Source organism: Janthinobacterium sp. SUN211 (genome assembly GCF_030587315.1).
Classification (GTDB): domain Bacteria; phylum Pseudomonadota; class Gammaproteobacteria; order Burkholderiales; family Burkholderiaceae_D; genus Janthinobacterium; species Janthinobacterium kumbetense.
The window spans coordinates 80,999-104,258 of sequence record NZ_JAPWIC010000003.1 but is presented as its reverse complement, the minus strand read 5'-3'; the positions used below and the strand labels follow the sequence as shown (position 1 = coordinate 104,258).

At 66.0% G+C, this 23,260-nt stretch carries 21 protein-coding genes; 11 read left to right on the top strand and 10 right to left on the bottom strand.

The window, feature by feature from the left end; all coding sequences use genetic code 11:
• Positions 1–37: 37 nt before the first annotated feature.
• Complete coding sequence (locus O3301_RS11710) at positions 38–2,467, top strand: DUF3772 domain-containing protein (protein WP_305056451.1); 2,430 nt, start codon at positions 38–40, stop codon at positions 2,465–2,467.
• Here O3301_RS11710 and O3301_RS11705 read toward each other — a convergent pair.
• Positions 2,464–2,952 (bottom strand): DUF2938 domain-containing protein, encoded by a 489-nt coding sequence (locus tag O3301_RS11705; RefSeq protein WP_289906022.1) that lies wholly within the window; start codon positions 2,950–2,952, stop codon positions 2,464–2,466. The two genes, O3301_RS11710 and O3301_RS11705, sit on opposite strands and share 4 nt — an antisense overlap.
• Positions 2,953–3,011: 59 nt before the next feature.
• Between O3301_RS11705 and O3301_RS11700 the strand changes: the two genes are divergently transcribed.
• From O3301_RS11700 to O3301_RS11685, 4 genes are all read left to right on the top strand, one after another.
• Positions 3,012–3,656 (top strand): metalloregulator ArsR/SmtB family transcription factor, encoded by a 645-nt coding sequence (locus O3301_RS11700; protein WP_305056450.1) that lies wholly within the window; start codon positions 3,012–3,014, stop codon positions 3,654–3,656.
• The gene (locus O3301_RS11695; RefSeq protein WP_099665974.1) at positions 3,656–4,168 is read left to right on the top strand and encodes a ClbS/DfsB family four-helix bundle protein; all 513 of its coding nucleotides are present in this window, start codon (positions 3,656–3,658) and stop codon (positions 4,166–4,168) included. The genes O3301_RS11700 and O3301_RS11695 overlap by 1 nt, the downstream gene beginning before the upstream one ends.
• Before the next feature lie 95 nt (positions 4,169–4,263).
• Complete coding sequence (locus O3301_RS11690; protein ID WP_305056449.1) at positions 4,264–5,979, top strand: NAD+ synthase; 1,716 nt, start codon at positions 4,264–4,266, stop codon at positions 5,977–5,979.
• A complete protein-coding gene (locus O3301_RS11685; RefSeq protein ID WP_289918781.1) occupies positions 5,976–7,031 on the top strand; it encodes a bifunctional nicotinamide-nucleotide adenylyltransferase/Nudix hydroxylase in 1,056 nt (351 codons plus the stop codon). The genes O3301_RS11690 and O3301_RS11685 overlap by 4 nt, the downstream gene beginning before the upstream one ends.
• Positions 7,032–7,054: 23 nt before the next feature.
• On the opposite strand, the gene O3301_RS11680 is transcribed toward O3301_RS11685, so the two are convergent.
• Together O3301_RS11680 and O3301_RS11675 are read right to left on the bottom strand one after the other, a co-directional pair.
• Positions 7,055–7,864 carry a hypothetical protein gene (locus tag O3301_RS11680; protein WP_305056448.1) on the bottom strand — a complete coding sequence of 270 codons (810 nt, stop codon included), beginning with the start codon at positions 7,862–7,864 and terminating at the stop codon, positions 7,055–7,057.
• 139 nt (positions 7,865–8,003) lie between these two features.
• On the bottom strand, positions 8,004–8,906 hold the full coding sequence (locus O3301_RS11675) for a LysR family transcriptional regulator (protein WP_305056447.1): 903 nt from the start codon (positions 8,904–8,906) through the stop codon (positions 8,004–8,006).
• A gap of 127 nt (positions 8,907–9,033) precedes the next feature.
• Here O3301_RS11675 and O3301_RS11670 point away from each other — a divergent pair, with 127 nt between their 5' ends.
• Both O3301_RS11670 and O3301_RS11665 read left to right on the top strand, forming a co-directional pair.
• Positions 9,034–10,455: an MFS transporter gene (locus tag O3301_RS11670; protein WP_305056446.1), complete on the top strand. Its 1,422-nt coding sequence runs from the start codon at positions 9,034–9,036 to the stop codon at positions 10,453–10,455.
• Positions 10,452–10,850 carry a DUF4440 domain-containing protein gene (locus tag O3301_RS11665; protein WP_305056445.1) on the top strand — a complete coding sequence of 133 codons (399 nt, stop codon included), beginning with the start codon at positions 10,452–10,454 and terminating at the stop codon, positions 10,848–10,850. Before O3301_RS11670 ends, O3301_RS11665 begins: the two co-directional genes overlap by 4 nt.
• A 1-nt stretch (position 10,851) precedes the next feature.
• Here the strand turns inward: O3301_RS11665 and O3301_RS11660 are convergent, their stop codons facing one another.
• The 5 genes from O3301_RS11660 to O3301_RS11640 are packed head-to-tail and all read right to left on the bottom strand — an operon-like array spanning position 10,852 to position 17,593.
• Positions 10,852–11,427 carry a DUF1349 domain-containing protein gene (locus O3301_RS11660; protein ID WP_289906030.1) on the bottom strand — a complete coding sequence of 192 codons (576 nt, stop codon included), beginning with the start codon at positions 11,425–11,427 and terminating at the stop codon, positions 10,852–10,854.
• Between the two features lie 25 nt (positions 11,428–11,452).
• A complete protein-coding gene (locus O3301_RS11655) occupies positions 11,453–12,841 on the bottom strand; it encodes an efflux transporter outer membrane subunit (protein WP_305056444.1) in 1,389 nt (462 codons plus the stop codon).
• Positions 12,838–15,936, bottom strand: coding sequence for a MexW/MexI family multidrug efflux RND transporter permease subunit (locus O3301_RS11650; protein ID WP_305056443.1), 3,099 nt, complete (start codon positions 15,934–15,936; stop codon positions 12,838–12,840). The genes O3301_RS11655 and O3301_RS11650 overlap by 4 nt, the downstream gene beginning before the upstream one ends.
• 15 nt (positions 15,937–15,951) lie before the next feature.
• Positions 15,952–17,052 carry an efflux RND transporter periplasmic adaptor subunit gene (locus O3301_RS11645; protein WP_305056442.1) on the bottom strand — a complete coding sequence of 367 codons (1,101 nt, stop codon included), beginning with the start codon at positions 17,050–17,052 and terminating at the stop codon, positions 15,952–15,954.
• Positions 17,053–17,110: 58 nt separating this feature from the next.
• Positions 17,111–17,593 carry a DUF2165 family protein gene (locus O3301_RS11640; RefSeq protein WP_289912600.1) on the bottom strand — a complete coding sequence of 161 codons (483 nt, stop codon included), beginning with the start codon at positions 17,591–17,593 and terminating at the stop codon, positions 17,111–17,113.
• Between the two features lie 125 nt (positions 17,594–17,718).
• Here O3301_RS11640 and O3301_RS11635 point away from each other — a divergent pair, with 125 nt between their 5' ends.
• On the top strand, positions 17,719–18,378 hold the full coding sequence (locus O3301_RS11635; protein ID WP_305056441.1) for a metalloregulator ArsR/SmtB family transcription factor: 660 nt from the start codon (positions 17,719–17,721) through the stop codon (positions 18,376–18,378).
• Here the strand turns inward: O3301_RS11635 and O3301_RS11630 are convergent.
• Positions 18,375–19,652 carry an MFS transporter gene (locus tag O3301_RS11630; protein ID WP_305056440.1) on the bottom strand — a complete coding sequence of 426 codons (1,278 nt, stop codon included), beginning with the start codon at positions 19,650–19,652 and terminating at the stop codon, positions 18,375–18,377. The two genes, O3301_RS11635 and O3301_RS11630, sit on opposite strands and share 4 nt — an antisense overlap.
• Before the next feature lie 112 nt (positions 19,653–19,764).
• Here O3301_RS11630 and O3301_RS11625 point away from each other — a divergent pair, with 112 nt between their 5' ends.
• Positions 19,765–20,673, top strand: coding sequence for a LysR substrate-binding domain-containing protein (locus O3301_RS11625; RefSeq protein WP_305056439.1), 909 nt, complete (start codon positions 19,765–19,767; stop codon positions 20,671–20,673).
• A 3-nt stretch (positions 20,674–20,676) separates the two neighbouring features.
• Here O3301_RS11625 and O3301_RS11620 read toward each other — a convergent pair whose 3' ends face one another.
• On the bottom strand, positions 20,677–21,708 hold the full coding sequence (locus O3301_RS11620) for a class I SAM-dependent methyltransferase (RefSeq protein WP_305056438.1): 1,032 nt from the start codon (positions 21,706–21,708) through the stop codon (positions 20,677–20,679).
• A gap of 131 nt (positions 21,709–21,839) precedes the next feature.
• Here O3301_RS11620 and O3301_RS11615 point away from each other — a divergent pair, with 131 nt between their 5' ends.
• Positions 21,840–22,736: an AraC family transcriptional regulator gene (locus tag O3301_RS11615; RefSeq protein ID WP_305056437.1), complete on the top strand. Its 897-nt coding sequence runs from the start codon at positions 21,840–21,842 to the stop codon at positions 22,734–22,736.
• Positions 22,737–22,791: 55 nt separating this feature from the next.
• On the top strand, positions 22,792–23,202 hold the full coding sequence (locus O3301_RS11610; RefSeq protein WP_099668299.1) for a VOC family protein: 411 nt from the start codon (positions 22,792–22,794) through the stop codon (positions 23,200–23,202).
• Positions 23,203–23,260: the final 58 nt, after the last annotated feature.

Below are 23,260 nucleotides of genomic sequence, written 5' to 3'. Positions count from 1 at the left end.
GTCCGGCAGTTCTTCTCATTTTCAGGCATAGGTCCGCATGACTTCTTTCCGTCTCCGTTTCTTCCCTTTCCTGCTGGCATTGTTGCTGGCGTGCTCGCTATCCGCGCCGCCCGCCTGGTCGCAGCCCGTCGATGACGCCGCCACGGCCGACCAGCGCCTCGACGGCTTGCGCAAGCAGATTACCGGCATCCAGAAGGCGCTCGATGGCGAGGCCGATCTGGATGACGCGACCCTGTCGCAGATGCGCGCCGATGCGCTGGCGGCCAGCACCGAAGCGGACAAGGTGGCCGACGCGCTCGCGCCGACATTGTCGAGCGTGCAGGCGCGGCTGGCCGAGCTGGGCAAGCCGGCGGCGGGGGTAAAAGATGCGCCCGATGTGGCGGCGCAGCGCAGCCAGCTGGACCGCACCAGCAGCGCGCTCGATGCGCAGGTGAAACTGGCGCGCCTGCTGGCCGTGGAAGCGACGCAGGCGTCGGAGCAGGTGTCGACGGTGCGCCGCGCGCAGTTGCAGGCGCGCCTGGGCGAACGCACGGCGTCGATTTTGGCTGGTTCTTTCTGGAAACAGCTGCATGCGGAATTGCCGCAGAACTTGCAGCGCCTGCGGGCGCTGGAGCTGGAGTTGGCGAACGCGGCCAGCGCCACGCCGTGGTCGGCCTGGGGCGGCTTGCTGGCCGCCATCGTGGCCGTGATCGGCGCCAGCGTCTGGGCTTCGCGCTACTTGCTGGTGGTGACGGCCACGCGCGTGCCGCATGGTCGCTTGCGCCGCTCGCTGCATGCGCTGGCCGTGCTGGTGCTGGCGCTGGCCACGCCGGGACTGGTGGCGGAATTGCTGGCCATGGGCTTGCGCTGGGAGGGCGGCCTGTCGGACAAAACCTCGACTTTTCTCAGCAGCTTGATCGGCATCATCTGTTTTGCCGGTTTTACGGCGGGACTGGGCCACGCGCTGCTGTCGCCACGGCGCGTGTCGTGGCGTTTGCTGCCCCTGCCCGACGCGCTGGCGCACCGCATGCGCAATTTTCCATCGATGTTTTCCTTCATCGTCGTGCTCGTGTGGGCGACGGAACGGGTCACCATCGTCATCAATGCGGGCCTGTCGACGGCCGTGGCCGTCAACTGCATCGTCGCCCTGGTGATGAGCACGACCATCGCCTACGGCTTGATGCGCGCCGAGCGCTGCTGGCGCCAGTTGCGCGAGGCCGATCCCGCCACCCTGGTCACGCCGCTGTGGCTGCGCTGCGTCACGGTGCTGTTGTGGCTGGCGCTGGCGTCCAGCGTCATCAGCTTGCTGGTCGGCTATGTGGCGTTCGGCAGCTTTGTCGCCAAGCAAATCGCCTGGGTCATCGTGGTGCTGTGCAGCACCTATCTGCTGACGGTGCTGGTCGACGATATCTGCATGCTGCTGGCTTCCACCCCGCCGCCGCCGGATGTGGCCAACCCCGTGCTGGCCACGCCCAAGGCGCGCGACCAGGCGGCCGTGTTGCTGTCGGGCATAGGCCGCGCCATCGTCGTGCTGCTGGCCCTGATGCTGCTGCTGGCGCCGTTCGGCGAAGGGCCGGGCGAGCTGTTCCAGCGGGTCGGCAAGCTGCAGGATGGCCTGGCCATCGGCGAGGTGGCGATCCGCCCTGCCGCGCTGATCCAGGCCCTGCTGGTGCTGCTCGCCGGTTTTGTTGCGCTGGGCTTGTTCAAGCGCTGGCTGCAAAACAGTTATTTGCCGACCACCAACCTTGATTCCGGCATGCAAGTGTCGTTCATCACGCTGTTTGGCTACATCGGCGGCGTGCTGGCCGTGGCGCTGGCGCTGTCGGCCGCCGGCATCGGCCTGGAACGCATCGCGTGGGTGGCGTCGGCCTTGTCGGTGGGTATCGGCTTCGGCTTGCAGGCGGTGGTGCAGAACTTCGTCTCCGGCCTGATTTTATTGGCCGAACGTCCGGTGAAAGTGGGCGACTGGGTGTCACTCGGCGGCGTGGAGGGCGACATTCGCCGCATCAACGTGCGCGCCACGGAAATTCAACTGAGCGACCGCTCGACGGTGATCGTGCCGAACTCGGAATTCATCACCAAGACGGTGCGCAACGTCACCCTGGCCAATCCGCTGGGCCTGGTGCAAGTCAAGCTGCCGTTGCCGCTGGGCACGGATGCGCAAGCGGCGCGCGCGCTGATCCTGTCCACCTTTGTCGACAATCCCGACGTGCTCGACACGCCGGCGCCCAGCGTACAGCTCGACGGCATCGACAATGGCTTGTTGCTGTTCAACGCCACCGGCTATGCCTCGTCGCCGCGTTTGACCTCGGGCATCCGCAGCGCGCTGCTGTTCGAACTGCTCAAGCGCCTGGACGCGGCGCATATCGCGATCGCCAAGCCCAGCACGATGGTGCTGAGCACGGTGCCGGCCCAGCCCGAGGCGCCGGCCATGTCGGCGGTGGCAGCCGCGCCGGCGCCCGCACCCGTGCCGCCGCTGACGTCCTAGCGGACTGTCGACCACAGCAGCGCTGCCAGGTACAGGCCGATGCCGAACGCCGTGTGGGCCATCAGGCTGCGCAGGCGGGCGGCCGTCGGATGCGGCGTCTTGCTGGCGGCCAGGCCGGCGCCCATGCCAGGCTGCAAGATGCAAAACGGCGCGGCCACGCTCACGAGGCCCGCCAGCAGGGCCGGCGCGAACGTCGGCGCTTGCACCCACCTCTCACCCACCAGCGCCAGCAGCACGGCCGCAAACAGCACGCCGATCGCATAGTGAGCCGTCCAGCCCAGGATGGCTTCATCGCGCACGGGCGCCGCCTGGGCGATGTTGGCATGGGTGAAGGTGCCGCGCGGCAGATGGCCCAGCCAGCGTCCCACCATCGCAAAGTTCAGCGAGGGAATGCACCAGAAGCGTTTTAACGCCACCGCCCACACATCCATCACCGCCGTCGCGCCCACGCCGATCGCCAGCGCATCGAGCCAGAGTATTTGCATTGCCGCTCCTAACATTCAATTGATTGATTGAATGTTATAAGGGTGCTAGCATCGTGTCAATGAAAAATGCCGATATCGAACTTCTCACCGGTTCCGCCGGATTTGCCCATATTTTAGGCAGCGCGCCGCGCCTGCGCCTGCTCGAGCAGATCGTGCACGGCGAGTATGCGGTGGAGCAATTGGTGGAGTTGACGGGCCTGTCCGTGGCGAATACCTCCCAGCATTTGCAGCAGTTGCGGCGCGCCGGTTTCGTGCTGGCGCGGCGCGACGGCAAGCGCGTGCTGTACCGGCTGGGCAGCGGCCCCATCGTGCAACTGCTGGCCGCGCTGGACGTGTATGCGCAGCACCAGCGCAGCGAATTGCAGGCGCTGGGCCGGGGCGACCACGTGGAAGCGATCACGGGCGACGAGTTATTGGAACGCATGCGCGAAGCCAGCATCACCGTGCTCGATGTGCGGCCGGCGCAGGAATTTGCGGCCGGCCACTTGCCCGGTGCGGTCAATATTCCCTTTGATGACTTGGAGCGCCGCCTGGGCGAATTGCCGGAGAATGCAGAAATCGCCGCGTATTGCCGCGGCCCGTATTGCGTGCTGTCCGTGCAAGCCGTGGCTGCCCTGCGCCAGCACGGCTTGCACGCGCGCCGTCTCGGCAGCGGCTACGACGATTGGCAGGCGGCCGGCTTGCCGGTCGTGAAGGCGGCCTGATGGCGATCCCGGACAGCAAGCAGGCACTGATAGCCGCCATCGACAGCACATATGCAAAGTTGATGCAGGAGCTGGCGCGCGTGCCGTCCACACTGGCGCGGGAACCCGTGCTGGAAGGGCAAGTGGCGGGTACGCGCATGAGCGTGTGCGACTTGCTCGCCTATCTGGTCGGCTGGAATGAGCTGGTCTTGCACTGGCACGCGCAGCTGCGCGACGGCAAACGCATCGAGGACATCGCCTTTCCCGCCGAAGGTTTCACGTGGAACGCTCTGGGAAAACTGGCGCAGCGCTTCTATGCCGACTATGCTGACTTGAATATGGACGACTTGCTGCAGCGCCTGGCACAGGCGAAAGACCAGCTGCTGGCGCTGATTGAAAGCCATGACGATGCGCAATTGTATGGCCAGCCCTGGTACACGCATTACACGATGGGACGCATGATCCAGTTCAATACGGCGTCGCCCTATGCGAATGCGCGCACGCGCTTGCGGGCCTGGCTCAAGACCTTGTAGCCCCCTGATCGGCAGGCTTGCACGATTGCATCAGTACGCTCAGAAAATTTTTCAGGCAGGATAGTGGTTTCAAGCGTAACCAATGAAGGATCGCCATGCTGACCATCGCCCTCGCCCAGATGAATCCCACCGTGGGCGACTTCGACGCCAATTGTGCCGCCATCATCGCGCGCATGGGCCGCGCCAGCAGCGATGGCGCCGACCTGCTCGTGTGCCCCGAGTTGTCGCTGTGCGCGTATTACCCGGGCGACCTGTTCGAGGACGCCGCCTTCTTGCGCGACATGCAGCAGGCGCTGGATCAGCTGCTGCAAGCGTCCACGCGCTGGCCGGCGCTGGTCACCGTCATCGGCACGGCGCGGCCCAATCCCGGCGTCGGCAAGCCCCTGTACAACGCCATGCTGGCAATCCGCGACGGGCGCATCGTGGCCGAATACTACAAGCAGCTGCTGCCGACGTATGGCATCTTCGACGAGGGGCGCCATTTCGAGCCGGGTCCGCCCGGCGCCTGCACCCTCGATATCGCCGGCTGCAAGGTCGGTTTCATGATTTGCGAGGATGGCTGGAACGACGATGGCCGCGCCTACGCCGTCAACCCGTTCGACGCCCTGCACGCGGCGCGGCCCGACCTGGTCGTCAGCATCAACGCCAGCCCCTCCGACATCGGCAAGCGCGCGCAGCGCCATGCCGTGTTCGGCGCCGCCTGCGCGCGCGTGAACTTGCCTTTGCTCTTCGTCAACCAGGTGGGTGGCCAGGATCAACTCGTGTTCGACGGCGCCTCGTTCGCCATGTCCCCCACCCTCGGCGTGCAATTCGAGGCGGCCCGCTTCGTCGAGGATGATGCATTGCTGCGCTTTGCCGACGGCCGTTTTACGCGCACGGACGGCGCGGCGTTTCCCGTGCCCGACCCGGACGGCATCCCCGCCGTGGAATTTGCGCGGCGCCAGATCGTGCTCGGTTTGCGCGACTATGCGCGCCGCTGCCGCTTTACGAAAGTCGTCGTCGGCTGCTCGGGCGGCATCGATTCGGCGCTGACCCTGGCCCTGGCCGTCGAAGCCCTGGGCGCGGACAACGTGGTGGGCATCACGATGCCGTCCGTGTTTTCCAGCGCCGGCTCCGTCACCGATTCCGTCGCCCTGTGCGCCAACCTGGGCATTGTCCTGCACACGCATGCCATCCGCGACATCGTGGCGCAATACGAAGCGGGCTATGCGCAAGCCTTCGACGGCAAGCTGCAGGGGCTGCCGCTGGAAAACCTGCAGGCGCGGGTGCGCGGCACCATCCTGATGGAATACTCGAACGCTTTCGGCGCCCTGCTGCTCACCACCGGCAACAAGAGCGAAATCTCGGTGGGTTACTGCACCCTGTATGGCGACACGAACGGGGGACTGGGATTGATCGGCGACCTGTATAAAACGGAGGTATTCGCCCTGTCGCGCCACCTCAACGCCAGCGCCGGAAGCGAACTGATCCCCGTCGCCGTGCTCGACAAGCCCCCGTCGGCGGAACTGGCGCCGGGCCAGCGCGACACCGACAGTTTGCCGCCCTATCCCGTGCTCGATGAAATCTTGAAATGGCATATCGAGGGACGTCGCCTGCCGGCGCAAGAAAGCGCGCAAGCCTTGACCCTGGTCGACCAGCTGCGCGAGACGGACGAGGGCCGCGCACTGGTGACGCGCATCCTCGGCATGGTCGCCCGCAATGAATACAAACGGCGCCAGGCGGCGCCCATCATCCGCGTGCGTTCGCGCGCCTTTGGCAGCGGGCGTCAATTGCCGATCGCCGCCCACTACCCCACCGGAGACGACGCATGAGCTCATCCTATCCTGCCGACGCGGCCATCCTGATCGGCCGCTTCCAGCCTTTTCACAATGGCCATGCGGGCTTGCTGCAAAAGGCGCTGGCCACCGCCGCCAGCGTCGTGGTGGTGCTCGGTTCCGCCTTCCATGCGCGCAGCCCGAAGAACCCGTTTACGTGGCAGGAGCGGGCCGCCATGATCGCCGCCACCCTGCCCGAGGCGCAGCGCGCGCGCGTGCATTACGTGGCCGTGCGCGATTACTACGACGATGGCCTGTGGGCCGATGCCGTGCGGCGCGCCGTGGCGGGCGCCGTGCCCGCGGTGCAGCGCGTCACCCTGGTGGCCTGTTTCAAGGATGCCACCAGTTACTACCTGCACCACTTCCCGCACTGGCAGCTGCTCAACCTGGAGATCGATCCCGGTGCGCCCATCGGCGCGACGGCGATCCGCAACGTGCTGTTCGAGGCGGAAGACGTGGACGTGTCGCTGAGCGCCGTGGCGCAGCTGCTGCCGGCGGCCATCGGCCAGTATCTGAAGGCGTGGACCTTGTTGCCGTGGTACGCGCCGCTGGTGCAGGAATACCGCGCCATCGAAGCGTACAAGGCGCGCTGGCGCGTGGCGCCGTATCCGCCCATCTTCACCACCGTGGACGCGCTGGTGCAGACGGGCGGCCACGTCTTGCTGGTGCGCCGCGGCGGCTATCCGGGCAAGGGCTTGTGGGCGCTGCCCGGCGGCTTCCTGGAGCCGCGCGAACGCCTGCTGCAGGGCGCCCTGCGCGAACTGGCGGAAGAAACCCAGCTGGGCGTGCTGGCGCCCACCCTGGTCGAGGCGCTGGTCGGCGTGGCCGTATTCGACCATCCGGACCGCAGCCAGCGGGGGCGCACCATCACGCATGCGCATTATTTTGACTTGAAGACGCGCCAGCTGCCGGCCGTGACGGCGGCCGACGATGCGGCGCTGGCGCAGTGGGTGCCGGTGAGCGCCCTGCCGGCCATGGAAGAGCAGTTCTTCGAAGACCACTTCCACATCCTGAACCACTTCCTCAAGCTCACGCACGAGGGGCGCTGACAGAGCCATCCCCTCGCCGCGCGTCAGGACGTGATGCGCTCCCAGCCATGTTTGATGGCCGCCTTGAAGTTGTCCCACGCCGATTGCGGATACGTGTGCTCCCACGTGGAACGCAGCTCCGCTTCCACCTCATCCCACGGGCGGCCCCGGTAGCTGTCGCTGTTCGCCATCGAATGGCCATAGCGGTAGGCGGGATCGTAGTCCTCGAAGCGCGCGCCGGTGGCGACATAGGTGGCGCTCCAGTGGTTGCGGTAGTACTGTTCGTCGTCGTAGCTGGTGCCCGGCAGGTTGTCGGCGCTGGGGTAGCGGCGCGCGTTGGCGCCCGTGCCGGATGACGGCGGCGCCATGCCGCCCGCAAATTGCTGCGATGCTGCCGTCTCGTTCAGGTTGCCGGCCGACGCGCCCTGCTGCATGCTGGCGCCCTGGCGCCGCGCGCCGTCGTCTTGCGGCGCGCCCTGCCAGCCGCCGGTGCGCCAGTGCTCGGCGTGCGCATCGATGTCGAGCGGCGCATAGCGCTCGACGAGGTCGGTGGCGCGCTGGATATCGGCATCGCTCGCCCCTTCCAGTGTCAGCACGACATGCCCGCGCCGCACGGCTTCCGCATAGATGTGGCGGTCGGCGTGGCTGCCGAACAGGTCCGTGAAGAAATGCTTGACGCTGTCGAGCAGGCTGTCGCTGTCGTCGCGGCGGATGTTTTCCGTGGCGGAAAAGTCGTCACTGCCCGCATCGTGCAGGCGGATGTTGGCGCCGGGAAAGCCCGCCGTGATCAGGTCGTGCCGGGCGCGCTCGGCCATGTCGCGCACGGCGAAAACTGCTGCCAATGTATGTGCCATGATGGTCTCCAATCGGTGAACAACGTCCTTCCAGTGTAGGCCGTGAAAAGCGAAATGGGCGCTCGTTTGCCCTTTGGAAATCATTGTATTCAACAAGTATTGACGACGTGACATGGGCGCCGTGGCGCCACGTGAAACCTCAGGCGGGCGTGCCCACGAACGCGCGCAAGAAGTCGATAAACGCGCGCACTTTTTCCGCAATATGCTGGGTGTTCGGATACACGGCATACACGCCCTGTTCCGGGAAGACGACGTCGGGCAGCAGGCGGTGCAGACGTCCCGCGCGCACGTCCCCTTCCACCTGCCATTGCGGCAGCAGGGCCACGCCGCAGCCGCCCAGGGCAAAGCCCAGCAGGGCCGAGGCGGAGTCGGAATGGATGGCGGCGTCGTCCTGCGCGACGAAGACGGCGGCACCGTCGGGCGTGTGCACGTCCCAGCGCAGGGGCGTAGCGAGGCGGCTGTGCGCCAGCCAGCGCGCGCGCTGCAAGTCGGGCAAGGTGGCGATGTCCCGGCCGGGCAGGCTGGCCAGGTAGGCGGGCGAGGCGACGGGCCAGATCGCATACGGCTCGATCAGCGCGGCGCGGTAGCTCGAATCGTTGAGGGAACCCATGCGGATGGCCAGGTCGTAGCCGCCCGAGATCAGGTCTTCATGCGAGGACGACGAGGAATGCTGGATCTGCAGCTGCGGATGGGCGGCGGCAAAGGCGATCAGCGCGGGGATCACCGTGCGGCTGCCGTACTCGACGGTGGTGGTCAGGCGCAGGGTGCCGCGCAAGCCCTGGTGCCCCTGGCGTGCCGTCTCGATGGCGCCCTGGGCTTCGCTGAGCACGCGCTGGCAATCCTCGTAAAAGCGCCGTCCCACGTCGGTCAGCGCCAGGCTGCGCGTGCTGCGCGTCAGCAGCGACACGCCCAGCTCCGCTTCCAGCTGTTTCAAGTTAAAACTGACGACGGCCTTGCTCTGGCCCAGCACGGCGGCGGCAGCCGTGAGCGAGCCGGCGTCGACGATGGCGATAAAAATACCCAAACGGTCAAGACTGATCATAAATAAATATGAGGATACATGCGGGTTGCGGGAGTTTGTCAAAATTTCTTTGACAGTGTAATCGGGGCTGGCCCGTTACGCAAATGGCGATGAAAGCTTAAGCTGGCCGTTTGCCATTCGGAGCACCATGGACTATCGCAAAAAGGTCGCGGCCATCTATCTGCTGGGGTTTTTCGTCGACCTGATCAACATGTTCATCACCAGCGTCGCCTATCCCGACATCGGCCATGCCCTGCACGCCTCGGTGGCGCAGCTGGCCTGGATCAGCACGGCCTACATCCTTGGCTTGACCATCGTCATCCCCGCCAGCGCCTGGCTGGCTGCCTATTATGGCAGCAAAACCGTGTTCATGGCATCGTTGCTAACTTTTTTATGCGCCAGCATCGGCGCCGGCCTGGCGCCCTCGATCGAGGCGCTGATCGCCTGGCGCTGCGTGCAGGGCCTGGGCGGCGGCTTGTTGATCCCGCTGGGGCAAAGCATGACTTACCAGCTGTATCAACCCGCCGAGCGTCCCGGCCTGTCGTCCGTCATCATGCTGGTGGGCTTGCTGGCGCCCGCCCTGTCGCCCGCGCTGGGCGGCGTGATCGTCGACAGCCTGTCGTGGCGGGCGATTTTTTACTTGAACGTGCCGTTTGCCGCGCTGGCGCTGCTGCTGGCCGCCTGCTGGCTGCGTCCGGACCCGCCGCGCGCGCAAGTGCCCCGTCTCGACACGGGCGGCCTTGTGGCGGGCAGCACAGCCATCCTTTTGCTGTTGCTGGGCTTGACGATGCTGGGCACGCCGGGCGAGCTGCTTGCCGGCGCCGGCGTGCTGGCGCTGGGCGCCGCCTGCGCCTGGATCTACGTGCGCGGCGCACTGCGCAAATCGACGCCGCTGCTGAACCTGCGCCTGGCCGCCGAACCGCTGCTGCGCATTGCCATGCTGATGTACCTGCTGGTGCCGGGCGTCTTCATGGGCGTGAGCCTGCTGGCCATGCTGTATTTGCAGGGCGTGCTGGGCATGTCGGCGTCGACGGCGGGCGCGCTGATGCTGCCGTGGGCGCTGGCCTCGTTTGCGGCCATTTCGCTCACGGGCAAAAGCTATCGCCGCGTGGGGCCGCAACCCTTGTTCATCGCTGGTGCGTTGCTGCAGGCGGCGGGCATGCTGATGCTGCTGCGCGTGGATGCGGCGGGCCAGTTGTTCTGGCTGGCCGGCGCGTATGCCGTGATGGGCTTTGGCGGCGGCTTGTGCAGCAGCACGGCGCAAAGCACGGCCTTCCTGCGCACGCCGGATGGGCAGCTGAGCCAGGCCAGCGCCGTGTGGAATATCAACCGCCAGCTGGGCTTTTGCCTGGGCGTGGCGCTGCTCAGCGTACTGCTCAACGGCTTGCTGGCGGCGCAGGGAATTACGTCGCTGGACGACCCCGCCCAGCACCTGCGCGCGGCGCAGGTTTTTCACTGGTGTTTTGCGCTGGCCGCCAGCGCGTGCGTGCTGCCTTTGGCGTTGTGCATGCGCATCGACAACCGCGCCGTTCTCGACCTTTTACATCACCATGGAGCAGCAAAAAAATGAAGACAACGAACCCCTGTTTTGACGACGTGTTATCCACGCATGTGCTGATCCGCGAATGGCTCTCCGGCGTAGCCACGGCGCCCGAACATTGCGCCGATTTGCTCGCGCGTTTCTCGCCCGGTTTCACGATGGTGTCACCGGGCGGCAAGCAGCTCGATCATGCCGGCTTGACGGCATTTTTCCAGGGCGCCGGCGGCAGCCGTCCGGGCCTCATCATGCGTATTTCCGACCTGGCATTGATCCAGGACAACGCGGCCGGCGCCAGCGTGACTTACCGCGAGCATCAATCGCTGCCGGGGGGAGAAAACACGGAGCGCCTGTCGACCGTCGTGTATGAGAAGACACCGGCTGGAACGCTGCTGTGGCGCCATTTGCACGAGACGTGGACCGCTTGATTTAACTCAAATCGTGCAAGTCTTTTTGCTGCGCCGGGCCGATGGAAAACCGGGAGAACACCACCTCCAGGCCACCCCGTTCCGGCGTGCAGCACATGGGGCCGACGCGGTAGCTGCCCGCCTCGGGAAATGGCGCCAGGCGCAGCAGCGGCCAGCGCTGGCCATCGGTCGAATACTGCACGCGGATCGCGCCTTGCGCCACCGTCACGCGCAGCCAGAAACCGTCCGGCATGGCGGGAGCGCTGCTGACGGCCCAGTCGGATTTGTCCTGCGTCAATACCGTGCTCAATAAGAGCTGGCCGTCGGAAAATTCGACGCCGCACTTGATCCAGTTTTGCTCGTCGATGCGCACCATCATGCCGGCCTGGTCGTACAGCGCTGCGTACTGCGCCGCCACGTGCAGCTGCGCCGTGAAATCGCCGTCGATTTGCGTGCCGAAAAAATGGCCGCTGTCGCGGATAAAACCATAGTGAGTCTTGCGCCAGAAATCCGTATTTGTGTCCGTCGTCACGCGCAATTGCGCGCCGTCGGCGGACCAGTTTTCCGGTGGATTGAGCCAGCTGCCTTGCGTGAACATCGCGTGCCTTTCCGAGCTAAAAAGATCACATAGTGTGCCCCCATCCCAGCGCCTTGTACAGGGCAATCGCATCGATGTAGGACGCAGTTTCCGCCAGCAGCGCTTCGCGCCGGATATCGTACAAGGTGCGCTGGTTTTCCAGCACGGCCTGGTAGCTGCCGGCACCGCCCGCATAGCGCGTGCTGGCGATGCCGAGGGCCGCATTGCCGTGGCGCGCCGATTCCAGCAGCGAGGCCAATCGCGTCTGGTTTTCCGCCAGCTGCGTAACGGCGTTTTCCACCTCTTCCTGCGCCAATAGCATCGTTTGCGCATAGCGCGCCAGCGCGCCTTGCGCTTCGGCCTGCGTACCGCGCAAGCGCGCCTTGACGCTGCCCAGGCGGAAGGCCGGATAGCTGACGGAAGGCGCCACGTCGAAGGCGCGCGCGCCGCCGTCGAATACGCCGCTGCCGCGCAGCGCAAAGAAGCCCAAAAAGCCGCCCAGGCTGAGGCGCGGATACAGGTCCGCTGTTGCCGCCCCCACGTCTTCGCTGGAAGCGGCCAGCAGGCGCTCGGCGCGCACCACGTCGGGACGCTGCTTGATCAGGCGGTTCACGTCGCCCAGCGGCAACTGGCCGGCCAGCGGCGCCTGCTGCCGCGGTGTGGTCGCCAGCGCGATGGCGCCCGGCGCTTGGCCGCTCAGCACATCGAGCCGGTACTGCGCCTGGCGCAAGCCGGCCTGCAACGGCGGCAAGGCCGCCTCGCTGCGCGCCAGGTTGGCCAGCGCGTTGTGGCGCTCTTCCGGCAAGCCGCTGCCGGCGCGGATGCGCGCATCGATCAGGGCGATGGTGTCGCGCCAGCTTTGCACTTGCGCCTGCGTCAGCGCCAGGTTTTGCTGGTAGCCCAGCGCCTCGTAGTAATTGCGCGCCACTTCGGCGGCGATCGTCAGCTGCACTTGCCGCAAATCGGCCTGCGCCGCGTCGGCGCGCGCCTGCGCCGAGCGGCTGATATGCGCGAGGCGGCCGAACAGGTCGATCTCCCACTGCGCATCGAAACCCACGCGCGTGCTCGTGCCGGCGGCGCGACTATCGGGGGTGTCTTGCTGCACGCTGCGCTGCCACCCCGCCTGGCCCGTGACGGCGGGCAGTTCGTCGAGGCGGCGCTCGTCGAAGGTGGCGCGCGCGGCCAGCAGATTCGCTTGCGCTTGCGCGATATCGAGGTTGTGGGTCAACGCGCTGGCGATCAGCCGCGACAGGCGCGCATCGTCGAAAAACGTCCACCAGGCGGCCTCGCTGGCAGCCGTTTGACCTGGCGCAAACTGCGCCTGCTGCGGACTGGCCAGGGCGATGGCGGGCGTGCCCGGCGTGACGTAGGCGGGGCTGACGGCGCAGCCGGCCAGCACGGGGAAAAGGGAGACGAGATAGCGGTAATTTTTCATGGGGCTTCCTTCGGCGCGTGCGACAGATCGCGCGCGCGCGGCGTGGCATGGTCGGCCGTGTGGCGGCGGGCCAGAAAGGTGTACACGGTGGGCAGCACGAACAGGGTAAAGAAGGTACCGATCAACATGCCCGAAACGATCACCACGCCCAGGCCGAAACGGCTGTTGGCGCCCGCGCCGGACGCGAACAGCAGCGGCACCAGGCCCACCACCATGGCCGCCGTCGTCATCAGGATCGGACGCAAGCGGATTTGGGCCGCCTTGCGGATGGCGCTGAGGCGGTCCAGCCGTTCATGCACCTGCAATTCATTGGCAAATTCCACCATCAAGATCCCGTGCTTGCTGATCAAGCCGATCAGGGTCACGAGGCCGATCTGCGTGTAGATGTTGACGGTGGCGTAGCCCAGCGCCAGCGGGATCAGCGCGCCGCAAATCGACAGCGGCACCGTGATCAGGATGATCAAAGGGTCCGTCAGGCTTTCATACTGCGCCGCCAGCACCAGGTAAATCACGACGACGGCCGCCAGGAAGGCCAGCAGCAGCGCATTGCCTTCCGTGGCGAATTGGCGCGCGTCCGATTGCCAGTCGTAGCTGAAACCCGGCGGCAGGGTTTTCGCCACGCCGTCGAGGAAGGCGACGGCGTCGCCCAGGGTCACGCCCGGCGCCGGCACGCCCTGGAAGGTGGCCGCATTTTGCTGGTTGAATTGGGTCAGCATGTTCGGCTCGATCTGTTCCGTCACCGAGACGACGGCGGACAGGGGCAGCAGGCTGCCATCGTCGGCGCGCACGTACTGCTGCGTCAGGGCTTGCGCCGTCAAGCGTTGTTCGCGCGGGCTTTGCGCGATGACGTCGTAGGCGCGGCCATCCATGCCGAAGCGGTTCAGGTAGTTCTCGCCCACCAGCACGGCCAGCGATTCGCCGATGTCCTGCATGCGGATGCCCAGGCTGTTCGCCTTGGAGCGGTCCACGCGCACCTTGACGACGGGGTTGTTGTAATCGAGGTCGCTGTCGACGACGGCAAACAGGCCGCTGTCGCGCGCGCGCTGCTTGACGTCTTCCATCGTGCGGAACAGGGTGGCGTAATCCTGCGCGCTGCGCAGCACCATTTGCACGGGCAAGCCGCCGCTCGATCCCGGCAAGGGCGCCAGCTGGAAGGCGAAGATGCTGGTGCCTTCCACGTCACCCACGGCGTGCTGCAATTCGGCCTGGATGACGGCCGCATTGCGCGAACGTTCGGCCCACGGCGTCAGGTTGATGCCGCCGATGCTCGATGCCGGGCCTTCGCCGCCATTGATGATCCAGCGCGAGTCCGTTTCGGGGATATTTTTGTAGATCTCATCGAGCTTGTACGAAAAGCGTTCCACGTAATCGAGGTTGGCATGCTGCGGCGCCTTGATCGCCGTCAAGACGCTGGCCTGGTCTTCCGCCGGCGCCAGTTCGCGCTGCGGCAGCAGGTACAAAAACGGCAGACTGACCATCACCAGCGCGGCGAAACCGGCGCTCAGCCAGCGGTGGTGCAGCGAGCGGTCCAGCAGGCGCGCATAGCGGCTGGTGAGGCCTTCGAAGAAATGCTCGGCGGCGCGCGCCATGCGTCCTTCCGATTGTTTCGGCTGCAGCAGCAGGGAACTCATCACGGGAGATAAGGTCAGCGCCACCACGCCCGACACCACCACGGCACCGGCCAAAGTCAGCGCGAATTCCTTGAACAGCGCGCCCGTCAATCCGCCCATCATGCCGATCGGCGCATACACGGCCGCCAGGGTGATGGTCATGGCGATGACGGGGCCGGCCACTTCGCGCGCGCCCACCAGGGCGGCCGCCACGGGCGTCTTGCCTTCCTCGATATGCCGGTGCACGTTTTCCACCACCACGATGGCGTCGTCGACCACCAGGCCCACGGCCAGCACCATCGCCAGCAGGGTCAGTAAATTGATGCTGAAGCCGAAGGCCAGCATCAGCGCCGCCGCGCCCAGCATCGACAGCGGGATCGTCACGACGGGAATCAGCACGGAGCGCAGGGAACCCATGCACAGGTAGATGACGATGACGACGATGAGCAGCGCTTCGAGCAGGGTGTGCGCCACCTCGTCGATGGACGACTGGATGAAGCGCGCCGTCTCGAACGCCAGCTCGACTTTCACGCCCGGCGGCAGGGTTTTCTGGATTTCCGGCAGCAGCTTCTTGATGCCGTCGACGATCACCAGCGGGTTGCCGCCGGGCGTGGGCGACAGGCCCAGGTACACGGCCGGCACGCCGTCCATGATGCCGCTCGTCTCCGTGGCGGCCGCGCCCAGTTCCACCGTGCCCACGTCTTTCAAACGCACGAGGGCGGCGCTATCCTTTTCATCGCCGCCCTTGCGGATGACCATGTCGCGGAACTCCGCCACGCTGGTCAGGTCCGTGTTGACGCTGATGTTCGCGACGACGAATTGTCCCTTCACTTTGCCGGGCGCCGCCTGGTAGTTATTGCGCCGCACGGCGTCGGCCACGTCGGCTGCCGTCAAGCCGCGCGCGGCCAGCTTGGCCGGGTCGATCCACAAGCGCATGGCCAACTGCTGGCCGCCATACACGTCGACTTTCGCCACGCCGTCGATGGTGGCGAACATGGGCTGCACCACGCGCGCCAGGTAATCCGTCAGCGCGGGCGCGGACACGCTCTCGCTGGCAAAGCCGACGTACGCCACGGCCGAGGAATCGCCGGCCGCGCGCTCGATCACGGGGTCAAAAGCGCCTTCCGGTAATTTATAGCGGACCTGGTTGACCTTGGCCATGACTTCCGTCAACGCTTGCGTGGAATCGCGGTTCAATTCCATGCGCACGGTGACGGTGCTGCTGCCCTGCACCGACGACGACGTCAGGTAATCGATGCCTTCCACCGACGATACGGCTTGCGCGATGGGTTGCGTCACGAAACCCTGCATCAGTTCCGCCGATGCGCCCGGATAGTTGGTCGTGACGGTGATGGTGGACGATTCGAGCATCGGGTATTGGCGGATCGGCAGCTGCAGGATGGCGATCACGCCCAGCATCAGAATCAAGGTGCTGATCACCAGCGCCAGCACGGGGCGGCGCACGAATAAATCGGTAAATTTCATGGTGCTGGCCTTTCCTCAAGAACCGGCCTTGGGCGCGGCGCGTTTCGCCTCGTCCAGGGTATTGGCCACGGCCTGCACGGCCATGCCGTCGGCCAGTTTCAGCTGGCCCGAGGCGACCACGCGCTGCCCTTCGCGCAAGCCGTCGAGAATGGCCACGCGGCCCCCGGCCCGCTCGCCCAGTTTGACGCCCACGCGCTTGACGGTGAGCGGCTGTTTTCCTTCCTGCTGCGCCACAAACACCGTATCGCCATACGCGCTGTAGGTCACGGCCGTTTCCGGCACCGTCAGTTGTTGGCCAGCCTCGCGGGCCACGCGCACGTTCGCATACATGCCCGCTTTCAGCGCACCGCTGGGATTGCTCAATGCCGCCTGCACCTGCACCATGCGCGAGCGGGCGACCAGCGGGTCGATGGCGTTGATCTTCGCCGTGAAGATTTCATTCGGATAGGCGTCCACCAGCACTTGCACGGCCTGTCCCGGCGCCAGATTCGCGCTGCTCTGCTCATCGAGGGCGAAGTTCACCAGCAAGGCCTTCGTGTCGATCAGGCTGGCCACCGTGTCGGCCGCGTCCAGGTACTGGCCCGCGTGCACCTTGCGGATGCCCAGCTGCCCGGCGAATGGCGCGCGGATGGTCTTTTGCGCGATCAGCGCTTCCGTCTGGCGCACGTCGCCCAGGGCCGCGTCGCGCGCGGCCAGCGCCGCATCGAGCTGCTCCTGCGTGGCGGCCTTTTCCCTGACCATCTGCACCGTGCGGGCATGGCTGCTTTCCGCGTTTTTCAGCTGTGCGCGCTGGCGCAGCAGCATTGCCTGTTCCTGGGCGTCATTGAGCTGTACCAGCACGGCGCCGGCGGCCACGCTCTGGCCAGATTCGAAGCGGATCTGCGTGACGCGCCCGCCTGTTTCGGCCGCCACCTGCACCTGGCGCGCCGCTTCCAGTTCGCCCACGCCCGCAAAAAAGCGCTCCTGCGTGCCCAGCACGACGGGAACCAGCGCCACCTTCGTGGCGGGGTAGGCGGCGGCATCGGCCGCATGCGAGTTGGCGCGCGGGTACAGCGCGGCGCCCGCGACGGCCAGGGCGATGGCCAGCGCGGAAACGCCGACGAGTTTCGTATTCATGATGAAGTCCTTTACTGCATTGAAAGGGAGAAAGAAGAAGAGGCGCAGCGGAGGCTGGTCAGGTCCGCTGCGCGTTGAAGAGGAAGAACAAACCCAGGGTCCACAGCAGCAGCACCAGGTGCGTCGTCTGCAAGCTTTCCTGGGCGATCCAGTAACCGAACCACAGGCCGCCCAGGTGCATCAGCAGCAGGAAGGCGGCCATGGCGCACAGGGCCAGGTTCAGCCAGGGCAACGCTTGCGTCAGGGAAGCGCCGAGCAACAGCGCCACGCCCGTCCAGGCGGCGATGGCGGCCAGCAGTTGCAGCGCCAGCACCGTCAACAGGCTCAGGCGGTGCAAGACCAGGGACGTGAGCGCGCGGCGCAGCAGCGGCGTCTGGATGGTCGGGTCCTGGCGCAGCGGGTCCATGCGCATGGTGTTGCCGATGGCCCAGACGGCGCCGTGGAAGGCGTGCAGGTTGTTGAGGGCGGCCAGGGTGAGCCAGAGGGCCAGGCCGGTGGCGAGGATGGCGTGAAACAGCCAGATCGAGTGAGACAGTTGCATGGGAAAATCCTGTCAAAAGAGTACCTTGCCGGCATGCGGACGTGGAAACTCCTCGACAGCGGGGAGCTACCGGCCTATTATGCAAGCAATTAGTTGGTTAACTGGCCCCATGATAGTTGAGTGAAATGAATTACACAAGTAAACGTTTGGATAATCAAGAGGTGCCGCAAACGACGGAGCGCATCCTGTATTTCATCAAGACCAAGGGACCCGTCTCCACGGCGACCCTGGCCAAGACCCTGGACATGACGGGCGAGGCGGCGCGCCAGCAAGTGCAGAAGCTGGTGGCGGCGGGCCTCATCGAGGGGCGCCAGGAAGCGCAGGCGGGCGCCGGGCGGCCGCGCCAGAACTGGGTCTTGACGGAGGCAGGCAATGCGCGCTTTCCCGACACGCATGCGCAGCTGACGATCAAGCTGATCGGTTCCGTGCGCCAGCTGTTCGGCGAAGCGGGCCTGGATAAACTGATCACGCAGCGCGAAGAGGAAAGCCGCAGCGCGTATGCGCTGGCGTGCTCGGCGCCGGACTTGCCCACGCGCTTGCAGCAGCTGGCGGCCGTGCGCGATGAAGAGGGTTATATGGCGCGCGTGGAAGCGGATGGCGACGACTGGCTGCTGATCGAAGACCACTGCCCCATCTGCGCCGCCGCGCGCACTTGCCAGGGTTTTTGCCGTTCCGAATTGCAGCTGTTCCAGGAAGTGGTGGGGCCGGGCGCGACCATCGTGCGCGAGCAGCATGTGCTGGCGAACGCCATGCGCTGCGTTTATCGGATCAGGACGTTGCCCTAGTCTTTCGGAAACAGCGGCCAGGTCATCAGCGCGACCAGCCCCGCCGCCCACCACACGACGGGCCAGTTGCTGGCCGCCAGCAAGTGCGGGATGGCGATCGGCGTGAGGAACAGGCCTACATACACGGCCGTGTTCGCCATGCCCAGGGCCGTGCCCGCGTTGGCGTCGCCCGCTTCCGTCGCCAGCTCCGTGTAGGCCACGCCGTGCCAGGCGGACACGGCGATGCCGGCGGCCACCACGGCGGCCATCAGCAGCCAGCCCGGCGCCTGCAGCCAGGCGATGCATCCCAGCACAATGAACGACGCCAGCGCCACCAGGGCCGAGCCGCGCAGATAGGCGGGCCGGTTCGCGTGGCGGTCCGTGTGGCGTCCGCTCCAGATGCGCATCACCATGGTGCCCGCCTGCAGGGCCACCATCACGGCCGTGATGGCGGCCAGACCCAGGCGGCCATGGTCGTGCAGAAACACGGTGGCGTAGCTGAGCACGGCAAACTGGGGCACGCACAGCAAGCCGATGGCGGCCACCATGCGCCAGACTTTGCGGTTTTTGAGTGGACCTTGCAGCGGCGGAGGCGGCTTGACCCCCATCAGGCCCGTGGACGCGTTTTGCGGCCCCGTGGCGGCCTCGGCAGAGAAATCGGGCTCATGCATCCATCGCCACGTAAAAAACGCCGACAGGCCGCATACGAGGGCCAGGGCGCCAAACACGGGCATGAAGCCGTAACGTGACGCCAGGCTGGGCAGGACGAGGGCGCCCAGGCCGCCGCCGAGCGGCACGGCCGTCTGGCGGATGCTCATGGCGAAACCCCGTTCGCCCGCGCCGAACCAGCGCATCACGGCGCGCCCGCTGGCGCCATTCACGCTGCCGCCCAGCACGCCGACCAGCGCCAGCCCGGCCGCCAGCGCCCATAACGGCGGCACGGCGCCGTCAGCGGGTGTGATCCACAGCAGCAAGGTCAATAGGGCCAGCATGGTGCCCAGCAAGCCCGTCAGCAGCACGGGGCGGTCGCCCCAGCGGTCGGTGGCCATGCCCCATGGCAATTCTGTCAGGGCCACGCCCAGGCCCATGGCGCCCAGCGCCACCCCCAGTTGCGTATTGCTCAGGTGATAGCCGCTGCGCAGCCAGATGGCCGTCGTGGGCATGCCGTTGGCGGCGGCGGAAAAGCTGGCATTGGCCGCCACGCCGACGGCCAGCACCTTCCAGCGGTGGGCATCGCCCAGCGCGGGCGCGGTGGCGGGGACAGGAACAGGAACGGCTGGGCAGCTGGTGGTCATGGCAGGGAGGGGAAAGTGGTTGACCCTGACAGTGTTGCGCAGTACGATCGTTCTGAATATCAGATAATTTACCAGTCACCATCCCATAAAACAGGACGATTGTATTTGCGCCATGAGCTTGCTGAATTTTGACATCGCCTTCTTGCGCAGCTATGTGGCTGGCATCGAACTGGGCAGCTTTGCCCGCGCGGCCGACAAGGTGGGCCGCTCCACCTCGGCCGTCAGCGCGCAGCTGAAAAAACTCGAGGAGCAGGCGGGCATGCCCCTGTTCCGCAAGGATGGACGGGGCCTGGCGCTGACGCCGGCCGGCGAAGTCTTGCTCGGCTATGCACGCCGCTTGCTGGAACTGAACGACGAGGCGGCCGTCGCCTTGCGCGGCGCGGAACTGGAAGGCTGGATACGGCTCGGTTTGCAGGAGGATTTCGGTGAAGCCTTGCTGCCCGACGTGCTGGGACGCTTTGCCCGCGCGCATCCGAAAGTGCGCATCGAGGCGCACGTGGCGCGCAACACGGCCCTGATGCAAGGGCTGGCCATGGGCCAGCTGGACCTGGCCCTGCTGTGGGGCGGCGCCTGCATCGCCGACGTGGCCGAGTATCCGCTGCCGCAGCGCCAGCATATTGCCGAGCCGGCAATGCGCTGGATCGCCTCATCCAGCCTGGCCTGGCAGCCCGAATCGGGCGAGCCCTTGCCGCTCATTACCTTCGACCGCGACTGCCTGTTCCAGCGCTGCGCCACGCAAGCGCTGGACCATGCCGGCATCGCCTGGCGCACGGCGTTTACCAGTCCCAGCCTGGCGGGACTGTGGGCGGCGGCCGCCGCCGGGCTGGGCGTGACGGTGCGCACCAGCCTGGGCTTGCCGTCTTCCGTCTGCGCGCTCGATCACGTGGCGGCGGGCTTGCCCGCCCTGCCCCCGCTGTCGCTGGAATTGCTGCGCGCCTCCAGCGTGCCCAGACCGCCCGTCGAGCGGCTGGCTGGCCTGATCATCGAATCGCTGCAGAATGGGGCGATTGAAAACGCCTGAAATTCAAGTGCGCGCAATCAGCACCTGCACGGGCGCCATGGGGAAATCGCTGGCGCTGTATTGCTCCACTTGCCGCCAGCCCGTGTCGCGCAGCAGCTGCGCCAATTCTCCCTGCTGGGTTACCGTGCGGCCCAGCATGCGCATCGGCAAGTAATACGGCAGCACGCGCGCCGCGTCGCCGGCTGCCGGGGCGATTTCCGCCTGCACGCAAACGAAGACGCCACCGGGTGTCAACGCCGCATGGATCTTGCGCAAGGCCGCCGCCATGTCGGGCACGAAGTGCAGCACGGACGAGCACCAGATGAGGTCGTAGCCGCTGCCGATATCGTCGCTGGCCAGGTCGCCGCCCACAGTCTCCAGGCGGTCAGACAGTTGCGCATGGGCGATGTTCGCGGCCGCCACGGCCACCGTTTCCGGCCAGTCGAAGACGCCGCCGTGCAAGCCCGCATGGGCTTGCGCCAGCGCAATGGCAACCCAGCCCGGTCCGCCGCCCAGGTCGAGCAGGCGCAGCGGCGTGTGGCCGTCTGCAAACGGGGCGATGCGCTGCATCACGGACAGGGCTGCGCGCATGGTGACGGCGCGTTGTTCCTGGCCAATCTGCTGCTGCGCGGCAATGGCCCAGTTGATGCCACTTGCCGTGCTGTAGGGCGCGGCCTTGCCGCCCTCGCGCACCAGCGTACTCAGCTGGGTGGCGAAATGGCGCAGCGCATGCAGCCGGTACAGCCAGGCGTCGCCGCAAAAGGCCTCGGAGTCGCGGCAGAAATACTGCAAGGTGGCGGCCGTGCAGCGGTAGCGCCGCGCATCAGCATCGGCCGCATCGCGTTCCAGCACCTGCATGCTCCAGAGTAATTCCAGCAGCAGCGCCGTGTGCGGCGCGTGCAGCGACAGGGCGTCGGCCAGCTGCGCCGGCGTGTGCGGCGTGGCCAGCAGTTCGAAAATGCCCAGTTCCAGGGCGGCGGCCAGTCCATCGGCCTGGACGGGCGCGACGGCCAGGTCCCAATACGGTTGCAAGGCGTGTTGTGTGGTGAATGGCATGGTGCTTCCTTTCGGTGAGGTGGGCAAGAGCACCTATTTTATGCAACAATGAGAATAATTATCATTTGCATTTGTATGCGACACGGCGCATTTCGTATGCGCGACGGCGCGCGGGAAAACAGGGGGGAGCGATGAGGGAACAGGACAGGGAAGCGGCAGGCTGGACGCGGCGCCAGCTGGACCCCGGGATGGGCGAGTGCCGCGCGGACCAGCGCCAGGTCGACCAGGGCTTGCTGCTCGTGCATTCCGATTACCGTCCGCGCCTTGCGCTCGTCGAGCAATCGAAGCATGACGATGCGGGCGGCATGGTGATCACCATCGGCCTGGAAGGCGTGTCCGGCTACACGACGCGTGATGGCGAACAATTGCGTTTCCGGGCCGGCCATACGACGGTGACGGCGTTTCAGCACGTCAGCGGCGAGCGCCGTTTCGAGGCGAATCAGCGGGCGGCGCAATTGCGCGTGCTGGTCGATGAAGACGCGCTGGCGCGCTACTGGCCGGAAGGCCTGGCATCCCTGCTGCCCCACGGTGGCGCGCGCCAGCTGGCGCATGCGGCCACCACGGCGGCGTCCGCTTTGCAGGCGCGGGCGCTGCTGCGCGCGACGGATCCGCTGGCCGTGCATATCGGCGTGCTCAGTGTCCTGGCGGAACAGTTGCGGGCGCTGCGGCCGGCGCCCGCGCCCGCTTCCATCCCGCGCTGGTCCGAGGCCGAGATGATCAAGCTGGAGCGCGTCCATGCGCTGATGCAGGAGCAGATGGCGCAAGACCTGACGCTCGATTACCTGTGCGCGCAAGCGGGCCTGAGCTTGTTCAAGCTCAAGCAGGGATGGCGCTACCGCTACAACGACAGTCCGCAGCGCACCTTGCTGGCGCTGCGCATGCAGCGGGCAAAGTTACTGCTGGAAAATGGTTGCCAGGTGGCGCAGGCGGGCTGGCAAACCGGTTATCGCCATCCGTCCAATTTCAGCGCTGCGTTCAGCCGCTATTTCGGCTACGTGCCGAAGACCGTGGGACGCGCTGGCGCGTAAAAAGCCGGTGTAGAATCGGCGGGCAGCATTTTTCATCTCACCTGAAGGAGACATGATGGCCCGCAAAATATTTGTCAATCTGCCCGTCCAGTCGCTGGAACGCTCCGTGGCGTTTTTCACGGCGCTGGGTTTCAGTTTCAATGCCCATTTCACCGATGAAACGGCAACGTGCATGATCGTCGCCGACGACATTTTCGTGATGCTGTTGACGCACGATAAATTCAAGCAATTTACGCCCAAGCAGCTGTGCGATACCAAGGTGGCGACGGAAGTGCTCGTGTGCCTGTCGGCCGAGAGCCGCGGCGAAGTCGATGCGCTGGTGGCGAAGGCCGTCCAGGCGGGCGGCAGCATCTACAAGGAGCCGATGGATTTCGGCTTCATGTATGGCCACAGTTTCCAGGACCTGGATGGACATCAATGGGAGTTGATGTTCATGGAGCCGAACGCCGTACCTGGAAACGCCTGACCAAACCTACTGCGCGTCGCGCTTTGCGGCCGGCGATGCTCACCGTACTAGAGTACGG

What these genes read in the sequence shown, in the direction of transcription:
- O3301_RS11710 (WP_305056451.1), top strand. Translation starts at nt 38, where the DNA reads ATGACTTCTTTCCGTCTCCGTTTCTTCCCTTTCCTGCTGGCATTGTTG.
- O3301_RS11705 (WP_289906022.1), bottom strand. Translation starts at nt 2,952, where the DNA reads ATGCAAATACTCTGGCTCGATGCGCTGGCGATCGGCGTGGGCGCGACG.
- O3301_RS11700 (WP_305056450.1), top strand. Translation starts at nt 3,012, where the DNA reads ATGAAAAATGCCGATATCGAACTTCTCACCGGTTCCGCCGGATTTGCC.
- O3301_RS11695 (WP_099665974.1), top strand. Translation starts at nt 3,656, where the DNA reads ATGGCGATCCCGGACAGCAAGCAGGCACTGATAGCCGCCATCGACAGC.
- O3301_RS11690 (WP_305056449.1), top strand. Translation starts at nt 4,264, where the DNA reads ATGCTGACCATCGCCCTCGCCCAGATGAATCCCACCGTGGGCGACTTC.
- O3301_RS11685 (WP_289918781.1), top strand. Translation starts at nt 5,976, where the DNA reads ATGAGCTCATCCTATCCTGCCGACGCGGCCATCCTGATCGGCCGCTTC.
- O3301_RS11680 (WP_305056448.1), bottom strand. Translation starts at nt 7,864, where the DNA reads ATGGCACATACATTGGCAGCAGTTTTCGCCGTGCGCGACATGGCCGAG.
- O3301_RS11675 (WP_305056447.1), bottom strand. Translation starts at nt 8,906, where the DNA reads ATGATCAGTCTTGACCGTTTGGGTATTTTTATCGCCATCGTCGACGCC.
- O3301_RS11670 (WP_305056446.1), top strand. Translation starts at nt 9,034, where the DNA reads ATGGACTATCGCAAAAAGGTCGCGGCCATCTATCTGCTGGGGTTTTTC.
- O3301_RS11665 (WP_305056445.1), top strand. Translation starts at nt 10,452, where the DNA reads ATGAAGACAACGAACCCCTGTTTTGACGACGTGTTATCCACGCATGTG.
- O3301_RS11660 (WP_289906030.1), bottom strand. Translation starts at nt 11,427, where the DNA reads ATGTTCACGCAAGGCAGCTGGCTCAATCCACCGGAAAACTGGTCCGCC.
- O3301_RS11655 (WP_305056444.1), bottom strand. Translation starts at nt 12,841, where the DNA reads ATGAAAAATTACCGCTATCTCGTCTCCCTTTTCCCCGTGCTGGCCGGC.
- O3301_RS11650 (WP_305056443.1), bottom strand. Translation starts at nt 15,936, where the DNA reads ATGAAATTTACCGATTTATTCGTGCGCCGCCCCGTGCTGGCGCTGGTG.
- O3301_RS11645 (WP_305056442.1), bottom strand. Translation starts at nt 17,052, where the DNA reads ATGAATACGAAACTCGTCGGCGTTTCCGCGCTGGCCATCGCCCTGGCC.
- O3301_RS11640 (WP_289912600.1), bottom strand. Translation starts at nt 17,593, where the DNA reads ATGCAACTGTCTCACTCGATCTGGCTGTTTCACGCCATCCTCGCCACC.
- O3301_RS11635 (WP_305056441.1), top strand. Translation starts at nt 17,719, where the DNA reads ATGAATTACACAAGTAAACGTTTGGATAATCAAGAGGTGCCGCAAACG.
- O3301_RS11630 (WP_305056440.1), bottom strand. Translation starts at nt 19,652, where the DNA reads ATGACCACCAGCTGCCCAGCCGTTCCTGTTCCTGTCCCCGCCACCGCG.
- O3301_RS11625 (WP_305056439.1), top strand. Translation starts at nt 19,765, where the DNA reads ATGAGCTTGCTGAATTTTGACATCGCCTTCTTGCGCAGCTATGTGGCT.
- O3301_RS11620 (WP_305056438.1), bottom strand. Translation starts at nt 21,708, where the DNA reads ATGCCATTCACCACACAACACGCCTTGCAACCGTATTGGGACCTGGCC.
- O3301_RS11615 (WP_305056437.1), top strand. Translation starts at nt 21,840, where the DNA reads ATGAGGGAACAGGACAGGGAAGCGGCAGGCTGGACGCGGCGCCAGCTG.
- O3301_RS11610 (WP_099668299.1), top strand. Translation starts at nt 22,792, where the DNA reads ATGGCCCGCAAAATATTTGTCAATCTGCCCGTCCAGTCGCTGGAACGC.